Annotated in this window: 18 protein-coding genes, 2 tRNA genes and 1 pseudogene; 8 read left to right on the top strand and 13 right to left on the bottom strand. The window is 57.0% G+C overall.

The window, feature by feature from the left end; translation table 11 throughout:
* Positions 1 to 212: 212 nt before the first annotated feature.
* Positions 213 to 827, top strand: coding sequence for a hypothetical protein (locus tag ACZ89R_RS12900; RefSeq protein ID WP_429545607.1), 615 nt, complete (start codon positions 213 to 215; stop codon positions 825 to 827).
* 92 nt (positions 828 to 919) lie between these two features.
* Here ACZ89R_RS12900 and ACZ89R_RS12895 read toward each other — a convergent pair whose 3' ends face one another.
* Positions 920 to 1,597, bottom strand: a complete 678-nt coding sequence (locus tag ACZ89R_RS12895; protein WP_429545608.1) for a hypothetical protein — start codon at positions 1,595 to 1,597, stop codon at positions 920 to 922.
* Positions 1,598 to 3,195: 1,598 nt separating this feature from the next.
* Here ACZ89R_RS12895 and ACZ89R_RS12890 point away from each other — a divergent pair.
* Positions 3,196 to 4,062 (top strand): annotated as a pseudogene (locus ACZ89R_RS12890) (DUF3987 domain-containing protein); the annotation flags it as partial.
* Here ACZ89R_RS12890 and ACZ89R_RS12885 read toward each other — a convergent pair.
* The 3 genes from ACZ89R_RS12885 to ACZ89R_RS12875 all read right to left on the bottom strand — a co-directional run bounded on the left by ACZ89R_RS12885 (position 4,059) and on the right by ACZ89R_RS12875 (position 7,680).
* The gene (locus ACZ89R_RS12885; RefSeq protein WP_429545609.1) at positions 4,059 to 5,264 is read right to left on the bottom strand and encodes a tyrosine-type recombinase/integrase; all 1,206 of its coding nucleotides are present in this window, start codon (positions 5,262 to 5,264) and stop codon (positions 4,059 to 4,061) included. The pseudogene ACZ89R_RS12890 and the gene ACZ89R_RS12885 sit on opposite strands and share 4 nt — an antisense overlap.
* Before the next feature lie 165 nt (positions 5,265 to 5,429).
* Positions 5,430 to 5,506 (bottom strand) — tRNA-Met (locus ACZ89R_RS12880).
* A 116-nt stretch (positions 5,507 to 5,622) separates the two neighbouring features.
* Positions 5,623 to 7,680: a methyl-accepting chemotaxis protein gene (locus ACZ89R_RS12875; protein ID WP_429545610.1), complete on the bottom strand. Its 2,058-nt coding sequence runs from the start codon at positions 7,678 to 7,680 to the stop codon at positions 5,623 to 5,625.
* 322 nt (positions 7,681 to 8,002) lie between these two features.
* On the opposite strand from ACZ89R_RS12875, the gene ACZ89R_RS12870 reads away from it, so the two are divergent.
* Positions 8,003 to 9,220 carry an MFS transporter gene (locus tag ACZ89R_RS12870; protein ID WP_429545611.1) on the top strand — a complete coding sequence of 406 codons (1,218 nt, stop codon included), beginning with the start codon at positions 8,003 to 8,005 and terminating at the stop codon, positions 9,218 to 9,220.
* Between the two features lie 15 nt (positions 9,221 to 9,235).
* On the opposite strand, the gene ACZ89R_RS12865 is transcribed toward ACZ89R_RS12870, so the two are convergent.
* The 9 genes from ACZ89R_RS12865 to ACZ89R_RS12825 form a co-directional block, all read right to left on the bottom strand.
* A complete protein-coding gene (locus ACZ89R_RS12865; protein ID WP_123501325.1) occupies positions 9,236 to 10,249 on the bottom strand; it encodes a 1-aminocyclopropane-1-carboxylate deaminase in 1,014 nt (337 codons plus the stop codon).
* A gap of 162 nt (positions 10,250 to 10,411) precedes the next feature.
* Positions 10,412 to 11,512, bottom strand: a complete 1,101-nt coding sequence (gene ychF / locus ACZ89R_RS12860; RefSeq protein WP_123501323.1) for a redox-regulated ATPase YchF — start codon at positions 11,510 to 11,512, stop codon at positions 10,412 to 10,414.
* A gap of 23 nt (positions 11,513 to 11,535) precedes the next feature.
* Positions 11,536 to 12,120 carry an aminoacyl-tRNA hydrolase gene (gene pth / locus ACZ89R_RS12855; protein ID WP_305425202.1) on the bottom strand — a complete coding sequence of 195 codons (585 nt, stop codon included), beginning with the start codon at positions 12,118 to 12,120 and terminating at the stop codon, positions 11,536 to 11,538.
* Positions 12,121 to 12,288: 168 nt separating this feature from the next.
* Positions 12,289 to 12,888 (bottom strand): 50S ribosomal protein L25/general stress protein Ctc, encoded by a 600-nt coding sequence (locus ACZ89R_RS12850; protein ID WP_123501321.1) that lies wholly within the window; start codon positions 12,886 to 12,888, stop codon positions 12,289 to 12,291.
* A gap of 142 nt (positions 12,889 to 13,030) precedes the next feature.
* Positions 13,031 to 13,972: a ribose-phosphate pyrophosphokinase gene (locus tag ACZ89R_RS12845; RefSeq protein ID WP_003171603.1), complete on the bottom strand. Its 942-nt coding sequence runs from the start codon at positions 13,970 to 13,972 to the stop codon at positions 13,031 to 13,033.
* Between the two features lie 46 nt (positions 13,973 to 14,018).
* Positions 14,019 to 14,093: transfer RNA gene (locus ACZ89R_RS12840), tRNA-Gln, on the bottom strand.
* A gap of 37 nt (positions 14,094 to 14,130) precedes the next feature.
* Positions 14,131 to 14,982: a 4-(cytidine 5'-diphospho)-2-C-methyl-D-erythritol kinase gene (ispE, locus tag ACZ89R_RS12835; RefSeq protein ID WP_123501319.1), complete on the bottom strand. Its 852-nt coding sequence runs from the start codon at positions 14,980 to 14,982 to the stop codon at positions 14,131 to 14,133.
* Between the two features lie 2 nt (positions 14,983 to 14,984).
* On the bottom strand, positions 14,985 to 15,602 hold the full coding sequence (gene lolB, locus ACZ89R_RS12830) for a lipoprotein insertase outer membrane protein LolB (RefSeq protein ID WP_008074188.1): 618 nt from the start codon (positions 15,600 to 15,602) through the stop codon (positions 14,985 to 14,987).
* 4 nt (positions 15,603 to 15,606) lie between these two features.
* On the bottom strand, positions 15,607 to 17,331 hold the full coding sequence (locus ACZ89R_RS12825; protein WP_429545612.1) for a tetratricopeptide repeat protein: 1,725 nt from the start codon (positions 17,329 to 17,331) through the stop codon (positions 15,607 to 15,609).
* A 235-nt stretch (positions 17,332 to 17,566) separates the two neighbouring features.
* Between ACZ89R_RS12825 and hemA the strand changes: the two genes are divergently transcribed.
* Genes hemA through murI form a run of 5 tightly spaced genes read left to right on the top strand, consistent with a single transcriptional unit; the run spans position 17,567 to position 22,299 of the window.
* Positions 17,567 to 18,856, top strand: a complete 1,290-nt coding sequence (gene hemA / locus ACZ89R_RS12820) for a glutamyl-tRNA reductase (protein ID WP_223488045.1) — start codon at positions 17,567 to 17,569, stop codon at positions 18,854 to 18,856.
* Positions 18,853 to 19,935, top strand: a complete 1,083-nt coding sequence (prfA, locus tag ACZ89R_RS12815) for a peptide chain release factor 1 (protein ID WP_095051167.1) — start codon at positions 18,853 to 18,855, stop codon at positions 19,933 to 19,935. Before hemA ends, prfA begins: the two co-directional genes overlap by 4 nt.
* The gene (gene prmC / locus ACZ89R_RS12810) at positions 19,936 to 20,766 is read left to right on the top strand and encodes a peptide chain release factor N(5)-glutamine methyltransferase (RefSeq protein ID WP_192345467.1); all 831 of its coding nucleotides are present in this window, start codon (positions 19,936 to 19,938) and stop codon (positions 20,764 to 20,766) included.
* Entirely contained in the window at positions 20,760 to 21,515 is a 756-nt protein-coding gene (locus tag ACZ89R_RS12805) for a molybdopterin-synthase adenylyltransferase MoeB (RefSeq protein WP_429545613.1), read from the top strand. The genes prmC and ACZ89R_RS12805 overlap by 7 nt, the downstream gene beginning before the upstream one ends.
* Positions 21,508 to 22,299 (top strand): glutamate racemase, encoded by a 792-nt coding sequence (gene murI, locus ACZ89R_RS12800; protein ID WP_429545614.1) that lies wholly within the window; start codon positions 21,508 to 21,510, stop codon positions 22,297 to 22,299. The genes ACZ89R_RS12805 and murI overlap by 8 nt, the downstream gene beginning before the upstream one ends.
* Positions 22,300 to 22,404: the final 105 nt, after the last annotated feature.

Genomic DNA, 22,404 nt, shown 5'->3' with positions numbered 1-22,404 from the left:
TTAAATAGAACGCGGTGGTGATTCATTTTTCGAATCGTTGACTCGATCCGAAGCGTTGCTGATGCAAGAGTTCTCCCGGAGAAGTAGAAGTATTCTTTCATTCGCACTCCACCGTGACTTATTCTTGATTCGCTTCTAGGTCTTCGTAAAAAATTATAAAAGTCATAATCTTCAGTAATAATGTTTCGACCATTTCAACAACGAGCCAAAAAATGCAAAAGAGTTCGCTCAGCAAAATCGAAAAAATTCATCTCGGGACTCAGATTCTCGCCCAAGCCACGACGATCATCGCTGCGATAGTCGTCGCGGTGTGGGGATATTACTCCACCGTTTATGTGAATAAGGTAAAGGAAGTCACAGAGTACACCTTAAAGGACCTGGATCAAAAAACTACGCAAAAACCGCATATTCAGGTAAAGCTCGAATCAACGGTTCAGCCACTCATGGGCGGGCAGAGCATGCTCCAGGTTAAGGTGATTCTTTCCAACCTTGGCAATAAGGAAAGCAAAGTTGTTCTGGACGATGATGCCTTGACGCTGGTTTCCGTTGTTTTCAATGAAGGGAATCCAATGTACGACAAACCGATCAATCTTCTTTCTGGCCGCTATGCAGGAACCTTCAACCGTGCCCCGCTAAGATTCGTGAATGTTGGAGCTGGTGAGAGCTACGAGATCACATTCGTACAGGCTCTCGAAACTCCAGGTATTTACCTCATTCACTTTCTTGCCCTCAACGGTATAGATCCTACGGCGAATGACTTGTTAATCACAGGTGGCGTGCCATACCGGTATTCTGTTGGCGCAGACCAATACTTGGTTGTGAAGTAGGTATTCTTCCCCTCTGCGAGCGGCCGCTGTTGGCCGTTTTCTGCTACTCTCGATTAGCGGTACTCAGTCAAAAGATGGCACTCGCCAGCGTTTTAATTCAAAAAGGGAGCCATGCGAACATCAGGTGGTGTAAGTAATTGGGGGTTCGCCTTGTCGTAAAGCTTTTTTAGTTTCCCGTTATCGTTGTTGAAGGTGTTTCCGTTGGAGATAAAGATCCAGTCGAACAGGCCAGATGGGCTTGGAAGTGGTATAATTCTGGAGCCGCCAAACTCATCTCCAATAAAAAGCTCCCAGAGTTCACGGTCTTGTATTTCTGACCAATTGCTCAAGTGTTCTCCAGTTACCGTGTTCCATACAGTGCTGGCAAAATATGAGCAGTTCCCAAATGGCGTCCACTTATCGTTTAGCTTAATCGCTTCTAACAATGTCGCATGCTGGTTTTCTGTAATGGTCACCCGCCGATATGCACCAGGTTGCCGTCGAGTCTCTAAGTTGTAATTTACTCCTTCTCGAGAAACTCGGCTTCCGACATCTATACCTCCATCCCAAGTACCTACAGTCCAACGCTCTTGCCCGTTAGATGACTCATAGCTGAGCCAGCTATGCCCAAGAATATTCAATAGTAACGGCGAAGATTTTTGCCCCTCAATGCTCGAATGCACCGTTAGCTGACCCGCTACTTCGATTGCATTAGGTAGTTGAGCGTAAGCAGTGCCAACCCAGCAAGATACTAGTGTAATAAAAATGGATTTGCTAATAGCACGGTGCATAATCGAAGAGGCCCAAGGATAAGTAGATGGCTCAAAGCAATCTATGATAAGTAGGGTTTACATGGTCTGCGCATGAAGTGTATAGGTTTTGAGGCGTCGTGTGACATCGTGTTCAATGAAATGAAATGAAGCAATCATTTCCATGATTGTAGCGAGTAACTATAGCATATTGGTGTTTTTGAATGGCTCCATTTCGGCGATTTATGTTTGTCACCGTCGTAGACTATGGGTAATCAGTTGAGTAATAAAGTTATGGATAGAATCACGTTGTTAACGCCCGTCTGCTGAAGGCTGCCCCGGTATCCGCCCCCCCCCCCCCCCCGGGGCAACGAATTCGGTCCGATAATTTAGGAAGGCGTTCGTTATGCTGAGACCTGGCTTGACGATTCATCATTACCCCTGTGGTGGGCACTGGCGCAAACTGAAAGCCTCATCGCCCAGGTGATCCCCTGGAAGCGTTCGAAGGGCTTTCTACTCCGCTCTCAGCAGACGCTGTTCATGCAGCGTGAGGCCACCACTCAATCAAACAGCTTTGATGCCTGAGTGAGTAATTGACGCTTGAGCGCTTTGTTTTTCCCGCCAAACCCTCCGATCAAGCGATCTTTGATCGCGCCGATCGGAGGGTTCACTCGCTCTTTTTCGAAACTACCTCGTTCCACCCTCCCATTTCAAATTGATTAGCGTCACGCCGTCTTTGCCCGTCAGAAATTACTCATGATTGTTATCGAGTACAGCTCCAGTGTCGGAGCGGATCTTGTCGTGGGGCTATGGTTAGAGAAGTGGCGACACCGGCGACAATCCGTGCAGCACGGGCCCTACAGCGTGGCGACAGAAGTGGCGACAGTCACCACTTTTTGCACGCTTTGGCCGTGACGCTTGACCGTCTTTTCGAGCGGGTATAACAATTGGCGCAAGGATCGCTGTCGTTGACAGCACCTGCCCCGGTAGCCCGAACCTTTAAGGCTACGCCACTGGCGTGGTGGTTTCCCCCAAGTGCGATTAGCGTCCGGCGGCTCGCACGGTCACTCCCCAAAAGTGATGGATGCCTACTCGACTGATCTGTCCACTGCGGCAGACGATGAACCTACCTCGCTGCGCTGCAGCCACCTCACCTCTCGGCACACTTCGCTGCGCCAAACTGCGCCTGTCTCTTTCTCCTGGAAAGAGACAGGCGCTCGTACCACTGCTGCAAGCCACGTCGTACAGGGCATTGCCGCAACTCTCCTCGTGACAATCGACCTGACAAATCCGATTCGTCGCCATCCGCAACGACACAGGCACCGGTGCCGCAGCCAATGGAAAGGCTGCACCTGACTGACAGTCAGGCATGCCTCAGGTGTCCAGGTCTTTGCCTTCTCCCACCCAGGATCTCTAGCTGCCGAACTCGTCAGTCGGCACAGCCTCCACCCGCCCGCATTTTCTGATGCGTCTAAGGAGGCCAGATTCATGGGTTCATGCCCTTGCTCCCGGTCGTAAGGAGCCGTGCGTTCCGCGTCAGTGAACACCTCACAGGCCGCAGGGGCCTTGATCCCTGATAACACTCAACAGCCGTGGCGGGGTTACGTGAGGACAACCAGCAATGAACGAGGAGAGGGCCCATGCAGCAGTTAGATCCGAAGCTTGAACTACCACGACCGCCTCGACCGCTGGTTGAGTCGAATCCCGTGGCCCAGCCTTATCCGGTGCAGGCACTGGGTGGGATTCTTGGGCCTGCGGTCGGGCGTATGGCCGAGGTCATCAGCGTGCCCCAAGCACTGGCCGCGCAATCGGTCTTGGCCACCTCGGCGCTGGCCACCCAAGGTCATGCGGGCTTACAGCTCGACGGGAGGAAGTATCCCCTATCGCTGTACCTGATCACGGTGGCCGCGTCCGGTGATCGGAAGACCGCGGCAGACCGATGTGCATTGCTGCCAGCGCAGCAATGGGAGCGTGAACAGTGGCAACGCTACCGCGAACAGCTTGCCCGGTACCGTGTCGCACAGCGCCAGGCGCAGCGTATCAACCCTGCCGAATCCGACCCCATAGTAAACGTACCGCTTGGAGCGGAGCCCTCTGCCCCTCGGCTGATCACCACCGATCCTACTATCGAGGCCCTGATCAAGGGGCTCTGTCACGACCTGCCCAGCATGGGCCTGTTCTGTGATGAGGGCGGACAGTTCCTCGGCAGCAGCACCATGAGTCGGGATAACCGTTTGAAAGCGGTGACGACCTTGTCGTCACTCTGGGACGGCAGCCCGATTGATCGAGCTCGCTCCATGGCCGGTGAAAGCCTACGGGCTTATGACCGGCGTTTGAGCCTGCACTTGATGCTGCAACCGTATTTGGCCATGCAGTTACTCAGTGATCCGTTGTTGCAGGGACAAGGCATCCTCGGTCGCTGCCTGATGACCTAGCCCACCAGCCTAGCCGGACAACGTCGCTATCAGGCTGTCGACTTATCCAAAGACGCCGCCCTAAAGCGCTATTGTTCCAGCCCGTCAAGGTGATCGGCGTACCACTGCATCATTGTCGTACGTTGTTCCAGATACTGAGCCTTGTTATAGATCCCTCGGACACCTGGCGGCTTGTGACTGAGCTGGGCTTCAATGTGGTCTGCTGGAAAACCGTGCTCGTTGAGTACGGTGCTTGCAATATGACGGAAGCCATGTCCAGTCTGTCGTCCTTCGTAACCAAGGCGCCTTAGCGCCATCAGAAAAACGGTATCGCTGCGAGGCTTGGTTCGATCGCTTCGACCAGGGAATAGCAATGGGTACGCTCCCGTGATTATTCGTAGCTCATTAAGAGCGCTTAGTGCCTGCTTGCAGAGTGGTACAAGGTGTTCACGTCCTTTTTTACGGCCTTTGCGTTCAACGGGGACGGTCCAAAGGCGTTTGTCAAAGTCGAACTCAGCCCAGTATGCCTCTCGAAGCTCGCTGGGGCGGACAGCCATGAGAGTAAGCAACTGGAGGCCAAGCTGAACATCTTTGGCGTGAGGGTATGATCGTATTGCTCTGAGCAGTGCGGGAAGTTCCTCCAGAGAGACATGGGCGTAGTTCTCGGCCTTTCCCGATGACAGAAACTTATGAACCCCTTCTAAGGGATTGTTCATCGCCCTGCCGGTTACGCGAGCCAGGTCGTAAATGTCTTTGCAGTAAGCCCTCACGCGACTCATCTGCTCCAGGATTCCCTGACGTTCGAGCCCTCTCAAAAGCTCCATCCATTCCATCGACATGATGGAGACATAAGGACGGCTTCCGACAAAAGGGAACACGTGGCGTTCCAAGGCTCCAAGTACCCTCTTCGCTGTGCCGACATCCCAGCCATCCAAACGAGACGTATGCCATTCACGAGCCAAGGCTTCAAAGGTTTCGTTTGTTGCTGCTACCTCCGCAGCTTTTCTAGCTTTCTTGGCGGCGATCGGATTTTTGCCTTCTGCTGCATCCGATCTTAATTCGGCAGCCTTTTGCCGGGCAAGGGCGCCGCTGACTTCTGGGTAACCGCCAAGCCCGAGCCACGACCATTTGCCGTCGGGCTTCTTATAGCGCAACTCCCACGATTTCTGCCCGTTAGGCTTTACTCTGAAATACAGCCCTGAGCTGTCTAGCTCACGGTAGGCCCCCGCTTCAGGAGCGAGGTTGACTAGTGCGGTATCGGAGATGGGACGGCGTTTAATATCGCTGCGTTTCATCCGTGTATGCCTCCAGTTCAATTTTTATTGAGGCATACATGGGGGCATACAGGATGTGAAGGATGTGGATGGATCAGCTTGGACGTCCAGATACAAGAAAGCCCGCACTAGGCGGGCTTCTTGAGGTGATTTATAGACATCCTTGGATCTCTATAAATCGGTACTTGGTGGCTACACAGGGACTTGAACCCCGGACCCCAGCATTATGAATGCTATGCTCTAACCAACTGAGCTATGTAGCCAAGTGGCGCGCATTATTCACCTGTAATGGAAATGCGTCAAGCGTAAATCTAAAATATTTCTCCACACTTTCAACCGCTTATCCCGCAGGCCCGAAAAATCGGGCTAGCGGAGGGCGTCAACTGAGCTGAAATCTGCCGGTATTGGCACTCAAGGCCTTACTGCCCTGGCTTAAGGTGTCTGCCGCAAGGTTCACCGCCCGTGCGCCGTCAAGTAAGCGTACCGCCGCCTGATCGACTTGCTGGATGTTGCCGCTGACTTCATCGGCGGTGCTCGCTTGTTCTTCGACAGCGGTGGCGATCTGCGCCAGGGTGTCGGTGACGCTCTGCACCGCGCTGGCGATTTCCCCCAGGCGCTCGCCGAGACCGGTGACGGCTTGCGCATCCGTTTGGGCCTGGCCGCAGGCGGCTTCCATCAGGCTTACCGCTTCATTGACTGTGCTGCGCAAGCTGTCGACGGTGCCGGCGATTTGCGCAGTGGAGGATTGGGTGCGTTGCGACAGGCTGCGCACTTCATCGGCCACTACGGCAAAACCACGACCTTGCTCGCCGGCCCGTGCGGCCTCAATGGCGGCGTTGAGGGCCAGCAGGTTGGTCTGCTCGGCGACGCCGCGAATGGTATCGACCACCAATTGAATTTGCTGTCCTTGTTCGCTAACCCGACCCAATGCCGCTGCGGTGTCGTTCAAACGCTGATTGAGCTGCTGAATACTCGCTGTCGTGCGTTGGCTGTCACGGCTGCTGTCGGCGGCGATACGCTGGGTGTGCTGAGCGCTGCCTGAGGCCTGTTCGCAACTCTGGGCGACCCCTTGAGAGGTCGCCGCCAATTGCGTGGCTGCAGCGGCGATCTGGCTGATCTGCAGTTGCTGAGCTTCGACTTCCCCAAGGGCGCCACTCGAGTGATGGTTGAGGGTGCGCACCGCGTTGCTCAGTTGCAGGGTTTCGTGATCGACCCCCAACAGACTGTTGCGCAGTTGCACCACGGCGACATTCAAGGCGGTGCTGATCGCCGCCAGTTCGTCGCGGCCCTGCACCGGTACTTGCAAGCTCAGGTTGCCGTCACGCAGTGCTTCGGCCAGAAGCGTGATGCCACTGGCGCTGCGACGGATTGAAGCCTGCAGACAGATAAACAGGTACAGCGCGGCCAGCAGCAGGCAGCCAAAAATTATCGCCACCAGAATGAACTGGCGGATGGCCGAGCCGTGGTAATAATCCAGCCGTAGATCCAGAGAAACCAACGATTGCTGACGCAACGAGGCGAGGTCGCCGAGGAGGGCGTCGAGGCTGCGTTCAAAGTCTTCCGGCTTGAGGTTGATGCTGCCGCCGAAGACGCCCTCGTCCAGCACTTTCAAACCGGCGTCCAGGTGTTTGAGGCTGTCGTGGTATTGCCCGGCCCAGGTTTGCAGTGCGCTGGGCAGGCGTGTTTCCAGCAGGCCAGCTGTTTTAACAAGCTGCTCCCGCGCATCGCCGATGCGACTGCGCAAGTCCCGCAGTTGCAGGCGGCTTTGCAGGGTGAACTGCCCGGATACCACGGATGCCTGACCGACCGCGGCGAGGCGACCGACCCGTTCGATCAGGTCCGGTGCGTGTTGAGTGGAAATCTGCGTCAGCAGCCAGGTTTCCAGCCACGGTGCGAGGGTCAGGCGAGTGTCCATAGCAATTTGTTCGCGCAAGGCTTGCAGAGCACTCAAGGCATGGGTGAAGCGATCGTAACCGTCTGGCCACCAACCGACGTTGCTCAGGCTTTTCGAGTCCAGGCCGGTGAGGGCGGTTTGCAGAGCCTGGTAGCGGGTGAGGGTTTGACCCTCGGCGCCCTCGGTTTTCAGGGTATTGCCCAAGTCCGTAATGGCTTGGGCGACGGCCGGCTGAACCGCGTCGAACGCTGCCATCGCCGCAATGGTTGCGGGTGTCGGTTGGCGATTGGTTTCGGTGGCGCGCCAACGAGCGGCGCGGTCACGCTGGGCGGCGAGCAGGTTGTCGAGCGCATCGAGGGCGAGCAATTGCCGAACCCCGGCGCGTTCGCCAGAGATCAGGCTCAACTTGTCACGATAGTCCTGACCGATCATCCACAAGCTGCCCGCCAGCGGCAGGATAAACAACAGAAACAGCAGCTGAAATTTGCGCGCGAAGCCGAAACGCCCCAGCAGCCCGATCCCCGGTGATAAAAAAGCCTGCATGCCCCATGACTCCTCTGGACACCACGCACCATTGGCGTGCGTCGAGGTCATTGCGACCGCGACTTGTGCCCTTCTAAAAGGCCTCGAAAGTTCACCCTTGGTCCGCTCTGTAGGCCGACTCTGTAGCGAAACTTCCCATTCTCGGTCCCCTTTGTAAGGGGCCGCGTTGAAGCGGATAAGCAAGGCAAGATTCAGACCATGGCGTTGCGCTATCACCTTTTATTAAGGTCGTTAGCAGGCTAAGGGGATGGCGCAACCGCACTAAAAAATGGCACATTGACCGACCTGCCTGTGCGCACCCATCCGCAGTACGGAAACTCTCATGGCTATCAGCAACGTTCAGTCTGCCGCGACGTCGGCGCCCGCCACTTCACAAAGCAGTCCGCTGGTCATGCGCATCATCGGCGCGGTGGCGCTGGCGCATTTGATCAACGACCTGATTCAGGCGGTATTGCCGTCGATCTATCCGATGCTCAAGGCCAGCTATGGCCTGACCTTCACCCAGATCGGCCTGATCACCCTGACTTTTCAACTAACGGCCTCGCTGTTGCAACCATGGGTCGGTTACCACACGGATCGTCATCCCAAGCCCTGGCTGTTGCCGGCCGGTACCGTGTGCACATTGATCGGCATTCTGATGATGTCGGTGGTCGGAAGTTTTCCGATGATTCTGCTGGCGGCGGGGTTGATCGGTGTCGGTTCATCGACCTTTCACCCGGAAGCTTCTCGGGTGGCGCGATTGGCTTCGGGTGGGCGTTTCGGCTTGGCGCAGTCGACGTTTCAGGTCGGTGGTAATGCGGGCTCGGCCTTCGGGCCGTTGCTGGCGGCGGCGATCATCATTCCCTACGGTCAGGGTCATGTGGCCTGGTTCGGATTGTTCGCGCTGTTTGCGCTGTTCGTGCTGTATCGGATCAGTCGCTGGTACGCCAATCATCTGAATCTGTTCAAGCTCAAACAAGGTCAGGCAGCGACTCATGGCCTGTCGAAACGACGGGTGATCAGCGCACTGGTAGTACTCGGGCTGCTGGTGTTTTCCAAGTACTTCTACATGGCCAGCCTGACCAGTTACTTCACGTTCTACCTGATTGAAAAATTCGGCCTGTCGGTGGCCAGCTCGCAGCTGCATCTGTTCCTGTTTCTCGGTGCAGTAGCGGCTGGGACCTTCTTCGGCGGGCCGATCGGCGACAAGATCGGGCGCAAGGCGGTAATCTGGTTCTCGATCCTTGGCGTCGCACCGTTCACGCTGCTGCTGCCCCATGTGGACCTGTTCTGGACCAGCATCCTCAGCGTGGTGATCGGTTTCATCCTCGCCTCGGCGTTCTCGGCCATTGTGGTGTATGCCCAGGAGCTGGTGCCAGGGAACGTCGGAATGATTGCCGGCGTGTTCTTCGGACTGATGTTCGGTTTCGGCGGGATTGGCGCGGCATTGCTTGGGCATCTGGCGGATATTCACGGCATTGAATACGTGTACTTCCTGTGCTCGTTCTTGCCGCTGCTGGGGGGGTTGGCGATCTTCTTGCCAAGAACCCGAAAAGTCTGAGGCGGACCGGCAAAGTCAGCCGTTTCGATAGATATAGCTATACGCGTTAATCGCTGGTACCCCGCCGAGATGTGCATAAAGTACCTTCGACCCCGTCGGGAAAAACCCCTGGCGGACGAGATCAATGAGGCCTTGCATGGATTTTCCCTCGTAGACCGGGTCCGTCATCATGCCTTCCATGCGAGCGCACAAACGGATGGCTGCGTTGGTTTCTTCTGATGGAATGCCGTAGGCCGGATAGGCGTAGTCTTCTTTAAGGACAACATCGTCAGCGGTGATTTCCTGGCCAAGCCCGATAAGCTGCGCCGTATGCTGAGCGATTGCCAATACTTGTGCCCTGGTTTGCTCAGGCGTGGCAGAGGCGTCAATACCAATCACATTGCGAGCACGACCATCCTTGGCGAACCCCACCAGCATGCCCGCATGGGTGGAGCCAGTCACCGTGCAGACGATGATGTAATCAAATTTGATCCCCATCCTGGCTTCTTGCTCGCGTACTTCTTCGGCAAAGCCGACATAGCCGAGACCTCCATATTTGTGCATGGATGCACCGGCGGGAATAGCATAGGGTTTGCCTCCTTTGGCCTTGACGTCCTCCAGCGCCCGCTCCCAGCTCTCGCGGATACCGATATCGAAACCTTCGTCGACGAATTCAATCTCCGCTCCCAGCACGCGGCTCATCAGAATATTCCCAACCCGGTCGTAGACCGCATCCGGGAATGGAACCCAGCTTTCTTGAACGAGACGACACTTCATACCGAGTTTGGCCGCGACAGCTGCGACCTGGCGCGTGTGGTTCGACTGGACTCCACCGATGGACACTAACGTGTCTGCCTGCGAAGCGATTGCATCGGGAATGATGTATTCCAGCTTTCGGATCTTGTTGCCGCCAAACGCAAGTCCAGAGTTGCAGTCCTCACGTTTGGCATAGAGTTCGATATTGCCACCGAGACAGGCCGATAGACGATTCAGTTTCTCGATCGGCGTTGGGCCAAACATGAGTGGATAGCGTTCAAATTTTTCCAACATGACGGTTCTCCAGATCAGGGATGAGCCGTTTTTAGTCTAGCAGAGCACCTGTGAGGGAGTTGCGCGTTAGGCACCGCGATCCTAAAAAGCAAAATCCCCGTATCAGCGAGTGATTACGGGGATTTTCAGCCTATCGAGGTCCGTGTAAATCCACGGTTCCTGTTACACGTTAAAACGGAAGTGCATCACGTCGCCGTCTTTAACGATGTAGTCCTTGCCTTCCAGGCGCCATTTACCAGCTTCTTTGGCGCCGGCTTCGCCCTTGTACTGAATGAAGTCGTCGTAAGCGATGACTTCGGCGCGGATGAAGCCTTTTTCGAAGTCGGTGTGGATCACGCCGGCGGCTTGTGGTGCGGTGGCGCCGACGCGGACGGTCCAGGCGCGGACTTCTTCGACACCGGCGGTGAAGTAGGTCTGCAGGTGCAGCATTTCGTAGCCAGCGCGGATTACGCGGTTCAGGCCAGGCTCTTCGAGACCCAGGGCTTCGAGGAACATGTCTTTCTCTTCACCGTCTTCCAGTTCGGCGATCTCGGCTTCGATCTTGTTGCAGACCGGAACCACCATGGCGCCTTCTTCTTCGGCGATGGCTTTAACGATGTCCAGCAGCGGGTTGTTCTCGAAACCGTCTTCAGCAACGTTGGCGATATACATGACCGGCTTGGTGGTCAGCAGATGGAAGCCACGAATCACCGCTTTGTCGTCGGCGCCCATGTTCTTCATCAGCGTGCGCGCTGGCTTGCCGAGGGTGAAGTGAGCGATCAATTGCTCCAGCAGGCCTTTCTGGACTACGGCGTCCTTGTCACCCCCTTTGGCGTTACGGGCGACTTTCTGCAGTTGCTTCTCGCAACTGTCGAGGTCGGCGAAGATCAGTTCCAGGTCGATGATCTCGATGTCGCGTTTCGGGTCGACGCTGTTGGAGACGTGAATCACATTCTCGTCTTCGAAGCAGCGGACCACGTGAGCGATAGCATCGGTCTCGCGGATGTTGGCGAGGAATTTGTTGCCCAGGCCTTCACCTTTCGAGGCCCCGGCAACCAGGCCGGCGATGTCGACGAATTCCATGGTAGTCGGCAGGATGCGCTTGGGATTGACGATGACCGCCAGGGCTTCCAGACGCGGATCCGGCATCGGCACGATACCGGTGTTCGGCTCGATAGTGCAGAAGGGGAAGTTCTCGGCCGCGATCCCGGATTTGGTCAGGGCGTTGAACAGGGTGGACTTGCCGACGTTAGGCAGGCCGACGATGCCGCAATTGAATCCCATGGTGTTTCCCCGAGGAGTAAGAGTCAGGCCTTCTGGCTGTGCAGGTTTTTCATCGCACGGTTCCATTCACCGGCGAGGATATCCGGCAGCACGCCGAGGGCAAAGTCGATGCTGGCATCGAGTTTTTCCTGTTCGGCGCGTGGCGCACGACTCAGGACGAAATTTGAAACCATACTGGCAACGCCCGGGTGGCCAATGCCAAGCCGCAAGCGGTGAAAGGTATTCTGATTGCCCAGTTGCGCGATGATGTCGCGCAACCCGTTGTGACCGCCATGGCCGCCGCCCTGTTTGAGCTTGGCAACGCCCGGAGGCAGATCGAGTTCATCATGCGCCACCAGGATTTCTTCAGGCTTGATGCGGAAGAAGCCGGCAAGTGCCGCGACGGCTTGGCCGCTGCGGTTCATGTAGGTGGTGGGAATCAGCAGACGAACATCCTGACCCTGATGCGAATAGCGCCCGGTCAGGCCGAAATATTTGCGATCGGCCACAAGGTTGACACCCTGCGCGTGCGCGATGCGCTCAACAAAAAGGGCCCCTGCGTTATGCCGGGTCTGTTCGTATTCAGCGCCTGGATTTCCCAGGCCAACGATCAGTTTGATGGCAGTCACGATAGGGGCCCTTCCTTGGAGTGGTGGATAACATCGCCGCAACCAGTGTGTGCGGCGAAAGTGGACGACAAATGCTCATTTACCATTATGTAAACTCCGCGTTCTCGCCCGCTTTCTCGCTACGCTCTAGTCCGCGATGTTCCGGTCACTCCGGCGAACAGAGTGAGATTACTCTGCTGCGCCTTCAGTAGCTTCTGGAGCAACACGTGGAGCGTGAACGTTGGCAACAGCCAGGTCGTTACCGTGAGCCAGAGCAACAAACTCAACGCCTTTAGGGGCTTTGAGGTCAGACAGGTGAATGATCGCGCCGACTTCGGCATCAGCCAGGTCAACTTCGATGAATTCAGGCAGGTCTTTCGGCAGGCACGAAACTTCGATTTCAGAAACAACGTGCGAAATTTCGCCGCCTTTCTTGATCGGAGCAGCTTCGCCAACGAAGTGTACAGGCACGATAGCGGTCAGTTTCTGGCCAGCTACAACGCGTACGAAGTCGGCGTGCATCACGTGGCCTTTGGCCGGGTGACGCTGCAGGGCTTTGATGATTACGTTTTGCTTGGTGCCGCCAACGTTCAGCTCGATGATGTGGCTGTAAGCCGCTTCGTTTTCGAGCAGTTTGGCAACTTCTTTAGCCAGCATGCTGATGGATTCAGGGGCTTTTTCGCCACCGTAAACTACAGCTGGAACCAGGCTTGCGAGACGACGCAGGCGGCGGCTCGCACCTTTCCCCAGGTCGGAACGCACTTCAGCATTCAGAGTAAAATCGTTCATGTTGTATCTCCAAAATAACCACATTCGCCCCAGCGTTTGCGACCAGCGCTAAAGGCGATATGGGCAAAAAAGCCCCGCCCCGACAGGAATGCCGGGGCGGGGCGCTTTTCGTCAACGAGATGTAATGAAAAGGGCAGGGCCCTTAACGGAACATCGCGCTGATCGATTCTTCATTGCTGATGCGGCGGACCGCCTCGGCAACTACCGGCGCGATATCCAGTTGACGGATACGTGCACAGGCTTGTGCTGCAGCGGACAGCGGGATGGTATTTGTTACCACCAGCTCGTCCAGCACGGAATTTTCAATGTTTTCGATCGCCCGACCCGACAGCACAGGGTGCGTGCAGTAGGCGAAAACCTTGGCAGCGCCATGCTCTTTCAAGGCCTTGGCCGCGTGGCACAGAGTGCCGGCGGTATCGACCATGTCATCGACCAGAATACAGGTACGCCCTTCGACATCACCGATGATATGCATCACTTCAGAGTGATTGGCTTTCTCACGGCGTTTGTCGATGATCCCGAGATCCACGCCCAGGGATTTGGCAACAGCCCGTGCACGCACGACGCCACCAATGTCCGGGGACACGATCATCAGGTTTTCGAAGCGCTGATCTTCAATGTCATCCACCAGTACCGGGGAGCCGTAGATGTTATCTACCGGAATATCGAAGAAGCCCTGAATCTGGTCAGCATGCAAATCAACCGTGAGAACACGGTCGATGCCGACTACGGTAAGCATGTCAGCAACGACTTTCGCGCTGATAGCCACACGTGCGGAACGCGGACGGCGATCCTGACGGGCATAACCAAAGTAAGGAATAACAGCAGTGATACGAGTAGCCGAGGAGCGGCGGAAGGCATCAGCCATCACTACCAGTTCCATCAGGTTATCGTTGGTCGGAGCGCAAGTCGGCTGAATAATGAAAACGTCTTTACCGCGAACGTTTTCATTGATCTCGGCAGTAATTTCGCCGTCGGAGAACTTACCGACAGAGATGTCACCGAGAGGGATATGCAGCTGACGTACAACACGCCGAGCCAGATCGGGGTTAGCGTTCCCCGTAAAGACCATCATCTTGGACACGCGCAGTACCTGAAGGCTGAGGGTAACCTGGATGAGTATAGAAAAATGGCAGGGGCGGCTGGATTCGAACCAACGCATGGCAGGATCAAAACCTGCTGCCTTACCGCTTGGCGACGCCCCTGTATCTGTTGCAACGAGTACCCAGTACCCGATTCCTGTTAGAGCAGACTTTGCAGCTTGCGATGCAACATCGAAACGTTGCTTCCTTTTGCTACAAACCCTGTAAGGGTCTCTGTCAGAAGGGCCGAGACTTTATCAGCTTCAGCTTTGCTTGGGAAGCCCCCAAACACACAACTTCCAGTTCCGGTGAGTTTTGCTTCGGTAAATTTACCTAACAAATTCAATGCGTTACGTACATCTGGATAACGCCTTGCTACCACCGGCAAGCAGTCATTTCGACTGTTTCCCTTGGGAACGGGGCGCACTTTAATGGGAGGAGTGTTACGTGTCAACAGTGGATCTGAAAAAATTTCTGCTGTACTTACAGATACTTGCGGCACCAGTACGAGATACCACGGTTCTTCGGGCTCTACAGGGGTGAGTTTTTCCCCCACGCCCTCGGCGAAAGCCGCGTGACCGCGCACGAAAACCGGGACGTCGGCGCCAAGCGTAAGGCCCAGCGCGGCCAGTCGATCCTCATCCCAACCCAGTTGCCAAAGATGATTGAGGCCCAGCAACGTGGTTGCCGCATTCGAACTGCCGCCACCGATTCCACCGCCCATGGGCAGGATTTTTTCGATCCAGATGTCGACGCCCAGCGAACATCCGGATTGCGCCTGAAGTTTTTTTGCGGCTTTGACGATCAGGTTGCTGTCGTGAGGGACGTCGGCGAATTCGGTGTGCAACCGAATCACGCCATCGTCGCGAACGGCGAAGGTGATTTCATCGCCGTAATCGAGGAACTGAAAAATCGTCTGCAACTCGTGGTAACCGTCTTCGCGACGACCGAGGATGTGCAGCATCAAGTTGAGCTTGGCGGGCGAGGGCAATGTCAGGCGTGGCGCAGTCATGTTCACTGCCCCAGTTTGCGTGGTTGCCATTCCTTGATCACCAGCGTGACATCAAGGTCGGTGCCATGCAGTTTGATCCGCTCGGGCAGCCAGTAGCCGTTTTGCTCGGCATAACTGAGGTACTCGACCTGCCAGCCATCCTGTTCGAGATTGGCCAGACGGCTGTCGACGTCGAGGGTCAGGCGACTTTTGCTGTCCGGGGCCGGGAGCCCGCGAACCCACCATGCCAGATGGGATACCGGCAATTTCCAGCCCAGTTGTTCTTCAACCAGAGCTTCCGGGGTCGGCGCGTCATAGCGGCCCTGATTGGCCACTTCCAGCGAGACTTTGCCCGGACGACCGGTCAAACGGGCCGCGCCCCGACCCAGAGGACCGGAAAGGCGGATGTCGTAGTAATCCTGGCGTTGCAGCCAGAACAACGTGCCGCTGCCCGAATCTTTTGGCGCGCGGATGCCGATTTTGCCGTTGATCTGCCATCCATCAAGGCCGGTCAGTTGCTGTTTGTGCTCGCGCCATTGGGCCTTGTTGCCTTGACCCTGGACCGATTCGCGGGCAACGAAGCCCGCGCAACCGGCGAGCAGGGCGATGAAGCTGAAGATAATGAGGTGGCGCAAAAACATAATTTTAAAGAGTCTCTGATCCGGTCAGGCGTTTGATGGTGCCACGCAGGGTAGGGCTGTCGGGTTGTTCCTTGAGGAACTTACTCCAGATTTGCTTGGCTTCGCGTTGTTTGCCGTTGGCCCACAGGACTTCGCCCAGGTGCGCGGCAACTTCCTGATCGGGGAAGCGCTCCAGCGCCTGGCGCAAATAGCGTTCGGCTTCATCGAGGTTGCCCAGGCGGAAATTGACCCATCCGAGGCTGTCCAGGACGGCCGGGTCTTCAGGGGTGATCTGGTGCGCCTGTTCGATCAAGGCCTTGGCTTCGGCATAGCGTGTGGTGCGGTCGGACAGGGTGTAGCCGAGGGCGTTCAACGCCATCGCGTTGTTCGGATCGCGCTTGATGATCAGTCGCAGATCTTTTTCCATCTGCGCCAGGTCATTGCGTTTTTCTGCCAGCATGGCCCGGGTATACAGCAGATTCAGATCGTCCGGGTATTGCTGCAGGGCTTGCTGCAAGACTTTCCAGGCCTTGTCGCCCTGTTTGTTGGCGGACAAGGTTTCGGCTTCGATCAGATACAACTGGATCGCGTAATCAGGTTGCTCGCCGCGCTCCGCTGCCAGACGGCTTTGAGCTTCGGCGGTCTTGCCGTTGTTCATCAGAATATCGGCAAGACGCAATTGCGCCGGCAGGTAATCGTTGCCCGGCCCGACCTGGGCGTATTCAATCAATGCGCCCTGCGGATCGTTACGCTCTTCCGCAATGCGCCCCAGGTTCAAGTGAGCAGAGTCGACGTGACTTTCCCGGGCGATCAAATCTTCCAGGTAGCCTTTGGCTTCGTCCCAGGCTTTGGCTTCCAGGCAGACCAGTGCCAGGGAGTAACGCAATTCGTCGTCTTCGGGGTATTGCTGCACCAGGCTCGAGAACTCGACCTTGGCGTCGTCCATGCGGTCCTGTTCAACCAGCATGCGCGCGTAAGTCAGGCGCAGGCGTTTGTCGTCCGGGTACTTCTTGATGCTTTTTTGCAGCAGCGGCAAGGCTTCATCGCCACGGTTGAGCCCTTGCAGCAGGCGCGCGCGCAGCAGGATCGGTGCTATTTCGCCTGCGTCCGGCGGATTGTCTTCGAGCAGGGTCAGGGCGCCCTTGGCATCGCCGTCCTGTTGCAGCAACAAGGCCTTGCCAAAAATCAGCTGGTTGTTGTGCGGATGGCGCTGCAGCAAGCGGTCAAAACCTTTCATCAGACCGTTGCGAGTTTCCTGGTCGGTATCGGCTGCGGACAGGGCGAGAAAATCGAAATGCGTGTCGCCTTTGCCTTGCAGGACTTTCTCCATATAGACCATGGAGTCGTCGTAACGCCCGGCGCGGGCGAGTTGCACGGCAGCCGCCCGTTGCGCCTCGAGATCGTCCGGGGCGTTTTTGGCCCAGACCAGTGCGGTGTCGAGGGCAGCCTGATCGGCACCCAGATACTCGGCAATGCGAAATGCCCGCTCGGAGATGCCCGGATCCTGGGTATTGATGGCCTGGGTCACGTAGTTGTCCAGGGCAATGTCGTAACGATTGCGCTGGCCAGCCAGTTCGGCGCTCAACAGGCTGAAGATGGTTTCTTCGCTGAACGAGCTGTAAACCTTGGGCTTTTCAGGGGCTGGAGTGCTGTCTTCGACCGGCGGCGTACCGTCCGATGAAACGGGCGCCAAGGCCTGGCAGCCGCTGAGGAAGACTAAAGCGAGGAGCAACGCGGAAGATCTATTCATATAGGAAAAGGACGACTAACCTGCGGTCGGATCATCATGACACAAGCCTTGAGCCAAACATAACCGCCCGGCCAATTTACCCGCGCGGGCAATTCCCGCAGGCCCGGTGCCCTTGTAAACGAGAACGGATCTCAGCCTTCGGCAGCTCTTGCGGGCGCGATGGATATCGAGTGGTTGTTCTGGCTCTGTCGAAGTAGGACAATTGTCGGCTTCACGTCACCATCAGCGACCTTGAATGGCCTTCCTTGCACTCGGTATTAACCACAAGACTGCTTCAGTAGACGTCCGCGAGCGCGTGGCCTTTACCCCTGAGCAGCTGGTTGAGGCCTTGCAGCAGCTCTGCCGACTCACCGACAGCCGCGAAGCTGCGATCCTCTCCACCTGCAATCGCAGTGAACTGTATATAGAACAGGATCACCTTTCGGCTGACATCATATTGCGCTGGCTGGCCGATTATCATCATTTGAGCCTCGATGAGCTGCGCGCGAGCGCTTATGTGCATGAAGATGATGCGGCAGTTCGTCACATGATGCGGGTTGCCTCCGGGCTCGACTCGCTGGTGTTGGGCGAACCGCAGATTCTCGGTCAGATGAAATCGGCCTACGCTGTCGCTCGCGAGGCTGGCACCATCGGTCCGCTGCTTGGGCGGCTGTTCCAGGCCACATTCAATGCGGCCAAACAGGTGCGGACCGACACCGCCATCGGCGAAAACCCGGTGTCCGTAGCGTTTGCCGCGGTCAGCCTGGCGAAACAGATTTTCAGTGATTTGCAACGCAGCCAGGCTTTGTTGATTGGCGCCGGTGAGACCATCACCCTGGTCGCCCGCCATCTGCATGAGCTGGGAGTGAAGCGAATCGTGGTTGCCAACCGCACCCTGGAGCGCGCGAGCATCCTGGCCGAGCAGTTCGGCGCCCACGCAGTGCTGCTCTCGGACATCCCGGCAGAACTGGTGCGCAGCGACATCGTCATCAGTTCCACCGCCAGCCAGTTGCCGATTCTCGGTAAAGGCGCGGTGGAAAGTGCCTTGAAATTGCGCAAGCACAAGCCGATTTTCATGGTGGATATCGCCGTTCCTCGGGATATCGAGCCGGAAGTCGGCGAGTTGGACGACGTTTACCTATATAGCGTCGACGATCTCCACGAAGTGGTCGCCGAAAACCTCAAGAGCCGTCAGGGCGCTGCCCAGGCCGCCGAAGAGATGGTGTCGGTCGGTGCCGAAGATTTCATGGTTCGCCTGCGCGAACTGGCGGCGGTGGATGTGCTCAAGGCCTATCGTCAACAAAGCGAGCGCATGCGTGACGAAGAATTGCTTAAAGCTCAGCGCATGCTCGCCAATGGCAGCAGCGCCGAAGACGTGCTGGTGCAACTGGCCCGCGGCCTGACCAACAAACTATTGCACGCACCGAGCGTGCAGTTGAAAAAGCTCTCTGCCGAAGGCCGCCTCGATGCGCTGGCCATGGCCCAGGAACTCTTTGCCCTCGGTGAGGGCTCATCGGATAGCTTTTCGGATAAGAAACCGCAATGAAAGCGTCACTGCTCAATAAGCTGGACATCCTCCAGGACCGTTTCGAGGAATTGACCGCCCTGCTTGGCGACGGCGAGGTCATTTCCGATCAAAACAAGTTCCGTACCTATTCCAAGGAATACGCGGAAGTCGAGCCGATCGTTGGCACCTATAAACAGCTGCTTAAAGTGCAGGGTGACCTCGAAGGAGCTCAGGCGCTGCTCAAGGACAGCGATCCGGACATGCGTGAAATGGCCGTGGAAGAAGTCCGCGAAGCCAAAGAGCAACTGATCGAAATCGAAGCCCAACTGCAACGCATGCTGCTGCCCAAGGATCCGAACGACGGACGCAACGTATTCCTCGAAATCCGTGCCGGCACCGGCGGTGACGAAGCGGCGATTTTCTCCGGCGACCTGTTCCGCATGTATTCGCGTTATGCCGAGCGACGTGGTTGGCGGGTAGAGATTCTCTCGGAGAACGAAGGCGAACACGGCGGCTATAAAGAAGTCATTGCTCGGGTCGAAGGCGAGAATGTCTACGGCAAGCTGAAATTCGAATCCGGCGCGCACCGCGTACAGCGGGTCCCGGCCACTGAATCCCAAGGCCGCATCCACACCTCGGCCTGCACCGTGGCCGTGTTGCCCGAGCCGGACGAGCAGGAAGCGATCGAGATCAATCCGGCGGATCTGCGGGTCGACACCTATCGCTCCTCCGGTGCCGGTGGTCAGCACGTCAACAAGACCGATTCGGCAATCCGTATCACGCACTTGCCGTCCGGTATTGTCGTCGAATGCCAGGAAGAGCGTTCCCAGCACAAGAACCGCGCCCGGGCGATGTCCTGGCTGTCGGCCAAGCTCAACGACCAGCAGACCAGCGCCGCCGCGAACGCTATCGCGAGCGAGCGTAAATTACTGGTAGGTTCCGGTGACCGTTCCGAGCGTATTCGCACCTATAACTTTGCCCAGGGCCGGGTCACCGACCATCGGGTCAACCTGACGCTGTATTCGCTCGACGAAATTCTCGCCGGTGGCGTGGATGCGGTCATTGAACCGTTGCTGGCCGAATATCAGGCCGACCAATTGGCAGCGATAGGTGAGTAAATGACGATCATTGCCAGTTTGCTGCGCGCCGCTGATTTGCCCGACTCGCCCACCGCGCGTCTGGATGCCGAATTGCTGCTGGCGGCTGCCTTGGGTAAATCCCGCAGCTTTCTGCACACCTGGCCTGAGCGGATAGTCCCGAGCGAAGCGGCACTGAAATTTGCCGAGTACCTGCAACGCCGCCGTAGTGGTGAGCCGGTGGCTTACATTCTGGGGCAGCAGGGCTTCTGGAAACTTGACCTGGAAGTCGCGCCCCACACGCTGATTCCGCGTCCCGACACCGAACTGCTGGTAGAAACCGCGTTGGAGCTGTTGCCGGCGACCCCGGCCAGGGTTCTTGATCTGGGCACCGGCAGCGGCGCCATTGCCCTGGCGCTGGCCAGCGAGCGTCCTGCATGGAAAGTCACCGCCGTGGATCGCGTGCTGGAAGCCGTGGCCCTGGCTGAGCGCAATCGCCAGCGGCTGCACCTGAACAACGCCACGGTGCTGAGTAGTCATTGGTTCAGTGCTTTGGAAGGCCAGCGCTTTCAATTGATCATCAGCAATCCGCCCTACATTGCTTCGACCGATCCGCATCTGGCGCAGGGTGACGTGCGCTTCGAACCGGCCAGTGCCCTGGTGGCCGGCGTCGATGGGCTCGACGATTTGCGTCTGATCGTCGATCAGGCACCGGATCATCTTGAGGCGGGTGGCTGGTTGATGCTCGAACATGGTTACGATCAAGCCGAGGCCGTGCGCGATTTGCTGCTGACCCGCGGCTTTGAAGAGGTCCACAGCCGCACCGATCTGGGCGGTCACGAACGCATCAGTCTGGGGCGCTTGCCGTGCTGAATGATCAGGAATTACTGCGCTATAGCCGGCAGATTCTGCTGCAACACGTCGACATCGACGGCCAGTTACGGCTCAAGGAAAGCCGTGTGCTGATTGTCGGCCTCGGCGGTCTCGGCTCACCGGTGGCGCTGTACCTGGCGGCGGCCGGTGTCGGTGAGTTGCATCTGGCGGACTTCGACACGGTTGACCTGACCAATCTGCAACGTCAGATCGTTCATGACACCGACAGCGTCGGCTTGAGCAAGGTCGATTCGGCGATCCGTCGCCTGACTGCGATCAATCCCCAGATTCAACTGATCGCCCATCGCACCGCACTCGATGAAGATTCCCTGGCGGCGGCCGTTGCGGCGGTGGATCTGGTGCTGGACTGTTCCGATAATTTTTCCACCCGCGAAGCGGTCAACGCCGCGTGTGTGGCGACGCGCAAACCGCTGGTCAGCGGCGCGGCGATTCGGCTGGAAGGGCAATTGTCGGTCTTCGACTCCCGTCGTCCGGAAAGCCCGTGCTACCACTGTTTATACGGGCACGGCAGCGAAGCCGAGTTGACTTGCAGCGAGGCCGGCGTACTCGGTCCGCTGGTGGGCCTGGTCGGTAGCCTGCAAGCCCTCGAAGCGTTGAAATTGCTGGTGGGGTTCGGCGAACCGATGGTGGGACGCCTGTTATTGATCGATGCCTTGGGCACGCGCTTCCGTGAATTGCGGGTCAAGCGTGATCCGGGCTGTAGCGTCTGCGGGTCAAGCCATGCGTGAAGCGCCGATTGCTGTATTCGATTCCGGCGTCGGTGGCCTCTCCGTGCTGGCCGAGATCCAGCAGTTGCTGCCCAATGAATCTCTGTTGTACCTCGGCGATTGCGGGAATATTCCCTACGGTGAGAAATCCCCGGCATTCATCCGTCAGCGTTGCAGTGTCATGGCGCAGTTCTTTCAGCAGCAGGGCGCCAAGGCGCTGGTGCTCGCTTGCAATACCGCGACCGTCGCGGGTGTTGCGGACTTGCGTTGCGATTTCCCCGAGTGGCCCATCGTCGGCATGGAGCCTGCGGTCAAACCGGCGGCTGCGGCGACGCGCAGCGGTGTCGTTGGCGTACTCGCCACCACCGGCACTTTACAGAGTGCGAAGTTCGCCGCCTTGCTCGACCGTTTCGCCGCCGATGTGCGAGTCATCACCCAGCCATGCCCAGGGCTGGTGGAGCTGATTGAAAATGGCGATTTGCACAGCGAGGCATTGCGTCAGTTGCTGCAAGGGTATGTCGATCCGCTGCTAGCTGAAGGTGCAGACACAATCATTCTTGGCTGCACGCATTATCCTTTCCTAAAGCCTCTGCTTAAGCAGTTGCTCCCCCAGAACATCAGCCTGATCGATACCGGTGCCGCTGTGGCCCGGCAGCTTCAACGATTGTTGGCAGAGCGTGAGTTGCTGGCCGAGGGGCCTGCTCGCGCTGCCCGGTTCTGGACGAGTGCGGATCCGGAACATTTCAGAAATATCTTGCCGGTTTTGTGGCATTCGACGGGTGTTGTGCAAAGCTTCGACTTGTAGATAAAAAAAGAGATGACACGAATAATTGAGCTGAACTTCTGATCAAGCTTCAACTTCTATAGCTTTGTCTGTTGGGCAGCATAAAAACCATACGAAATTGTTCGG

This window comes from Pseudomonas sp. TE3728 (genome assembly GCF_056279145.1).
The sequence above is the reverse complement of the archived record's forward strand: the minus strand, read 5'-3'. Positions and strand labels throughout refer to the sequence as shown.

Bases quoted from the DNA above. Each gene is read 5' to 3' on its own strand.
- ACZ89R_RS12900 (WP_429545607.1), top strand. From the start codon at position 213: ATGCAAAAGAGTTCGCTCAGCAAAATCGAAAAAATTCATCTCGGGACT.
- ACZ89R_RS12895 (WP_429545608.1), bottom strand. From the start codon at position 1,597: ATGCACCGTGCTATTAGCAAATCCATTTTTATTACACTAGTATCTTGC.
- ACZ89R_RS12885 (WP_429545609.1), bottom strand. From the start codon at position 5,264: ATGAAACGCAGCGATATTAAACGCCGTCCCATCTCCGATACCGCACTA.
- ACZ89R_RS12875 (WP_429545610.1), bottom strand. From the start codon at position 7,680: ATGCAGGCTTTTTTATCACCGGGGATCGGGCTGCTGGGGCGTTTCGGC.
- ACZ89R_RS12870 (WP_429545611.1), top strand. From the start codon at position 8,003: ATGGCTATCAGCAACGTTCAGTCTGCCGCGACGTCGGCGCCCGCCACT.
- ACZ89R_RS12865 (WP_123501325.1), bottom strand. From the start codon at position 10,249: ATGTTGGAAAAATTTGAACGCTATCCACTCATGTTTGGCCCAACGCCG.
- ychF (WP_123501323.1), bottom strand. From the start codon at position 11,512: ATGGGATTCAATTGCGGCATCGTCGGCCTGCCTAACGTCGGCAAGTCC.
- ACZ89R_RS12850 (WP_123501321.1), bottom strand. From the start codon at position 12,888: ATGAACGATTTTACTCTGAATGCTGAAGTGCGTTCCGACCTGGGGAAA.
- ispE (WP_123501319.1), bottom strand. From the start codon at position 14,982: ATGACTGCGCCACGCCTGACATTGCCCTCGCCCGCCAAGCTCAACTTG.
- lolB (WP_008074188.1), bottom strand. From the start codon at position 15,602: ATGTTTTTGCGCCACCTCATTATCTTCAGCTTCATCGCCCTGCTCGCC.
- ACZ89R_RS12825 (WP_429545612.1), bottom strand. From the start codon at position 17,331: ATGAATAGATCTTCCGCGTTGCTCCTCGCTTTAGTCTTCCTCAGCGGC.
- hemA (WP_223488045.1), top strand. From the start codon at position 17,567: ATGGCCTTCCTTGCACTCGGTATTAACCACAAGACTGCTTCAGTAGAC.
- prfA (WP_095051167.1), top strand. From the start codon at position 18,853: ATGAAAGCGTCACTGCTCAATAAGCTGGACATCCTCCAGGACCGTTTC.
- prmC (WP_192345467.1), top strand. From the start codon at position 19,936: ATGACGATCATTGCCAGTTTGCTGCGCGCCGCTGATTTGCCCGACTCG.
- murI (WP_429545614.1), top strand. From the start codon at position 21,508: ATGCGTGAAGCGCCGATTGCTGTATTCGATTCCGGCGTCGGTGGCCTC.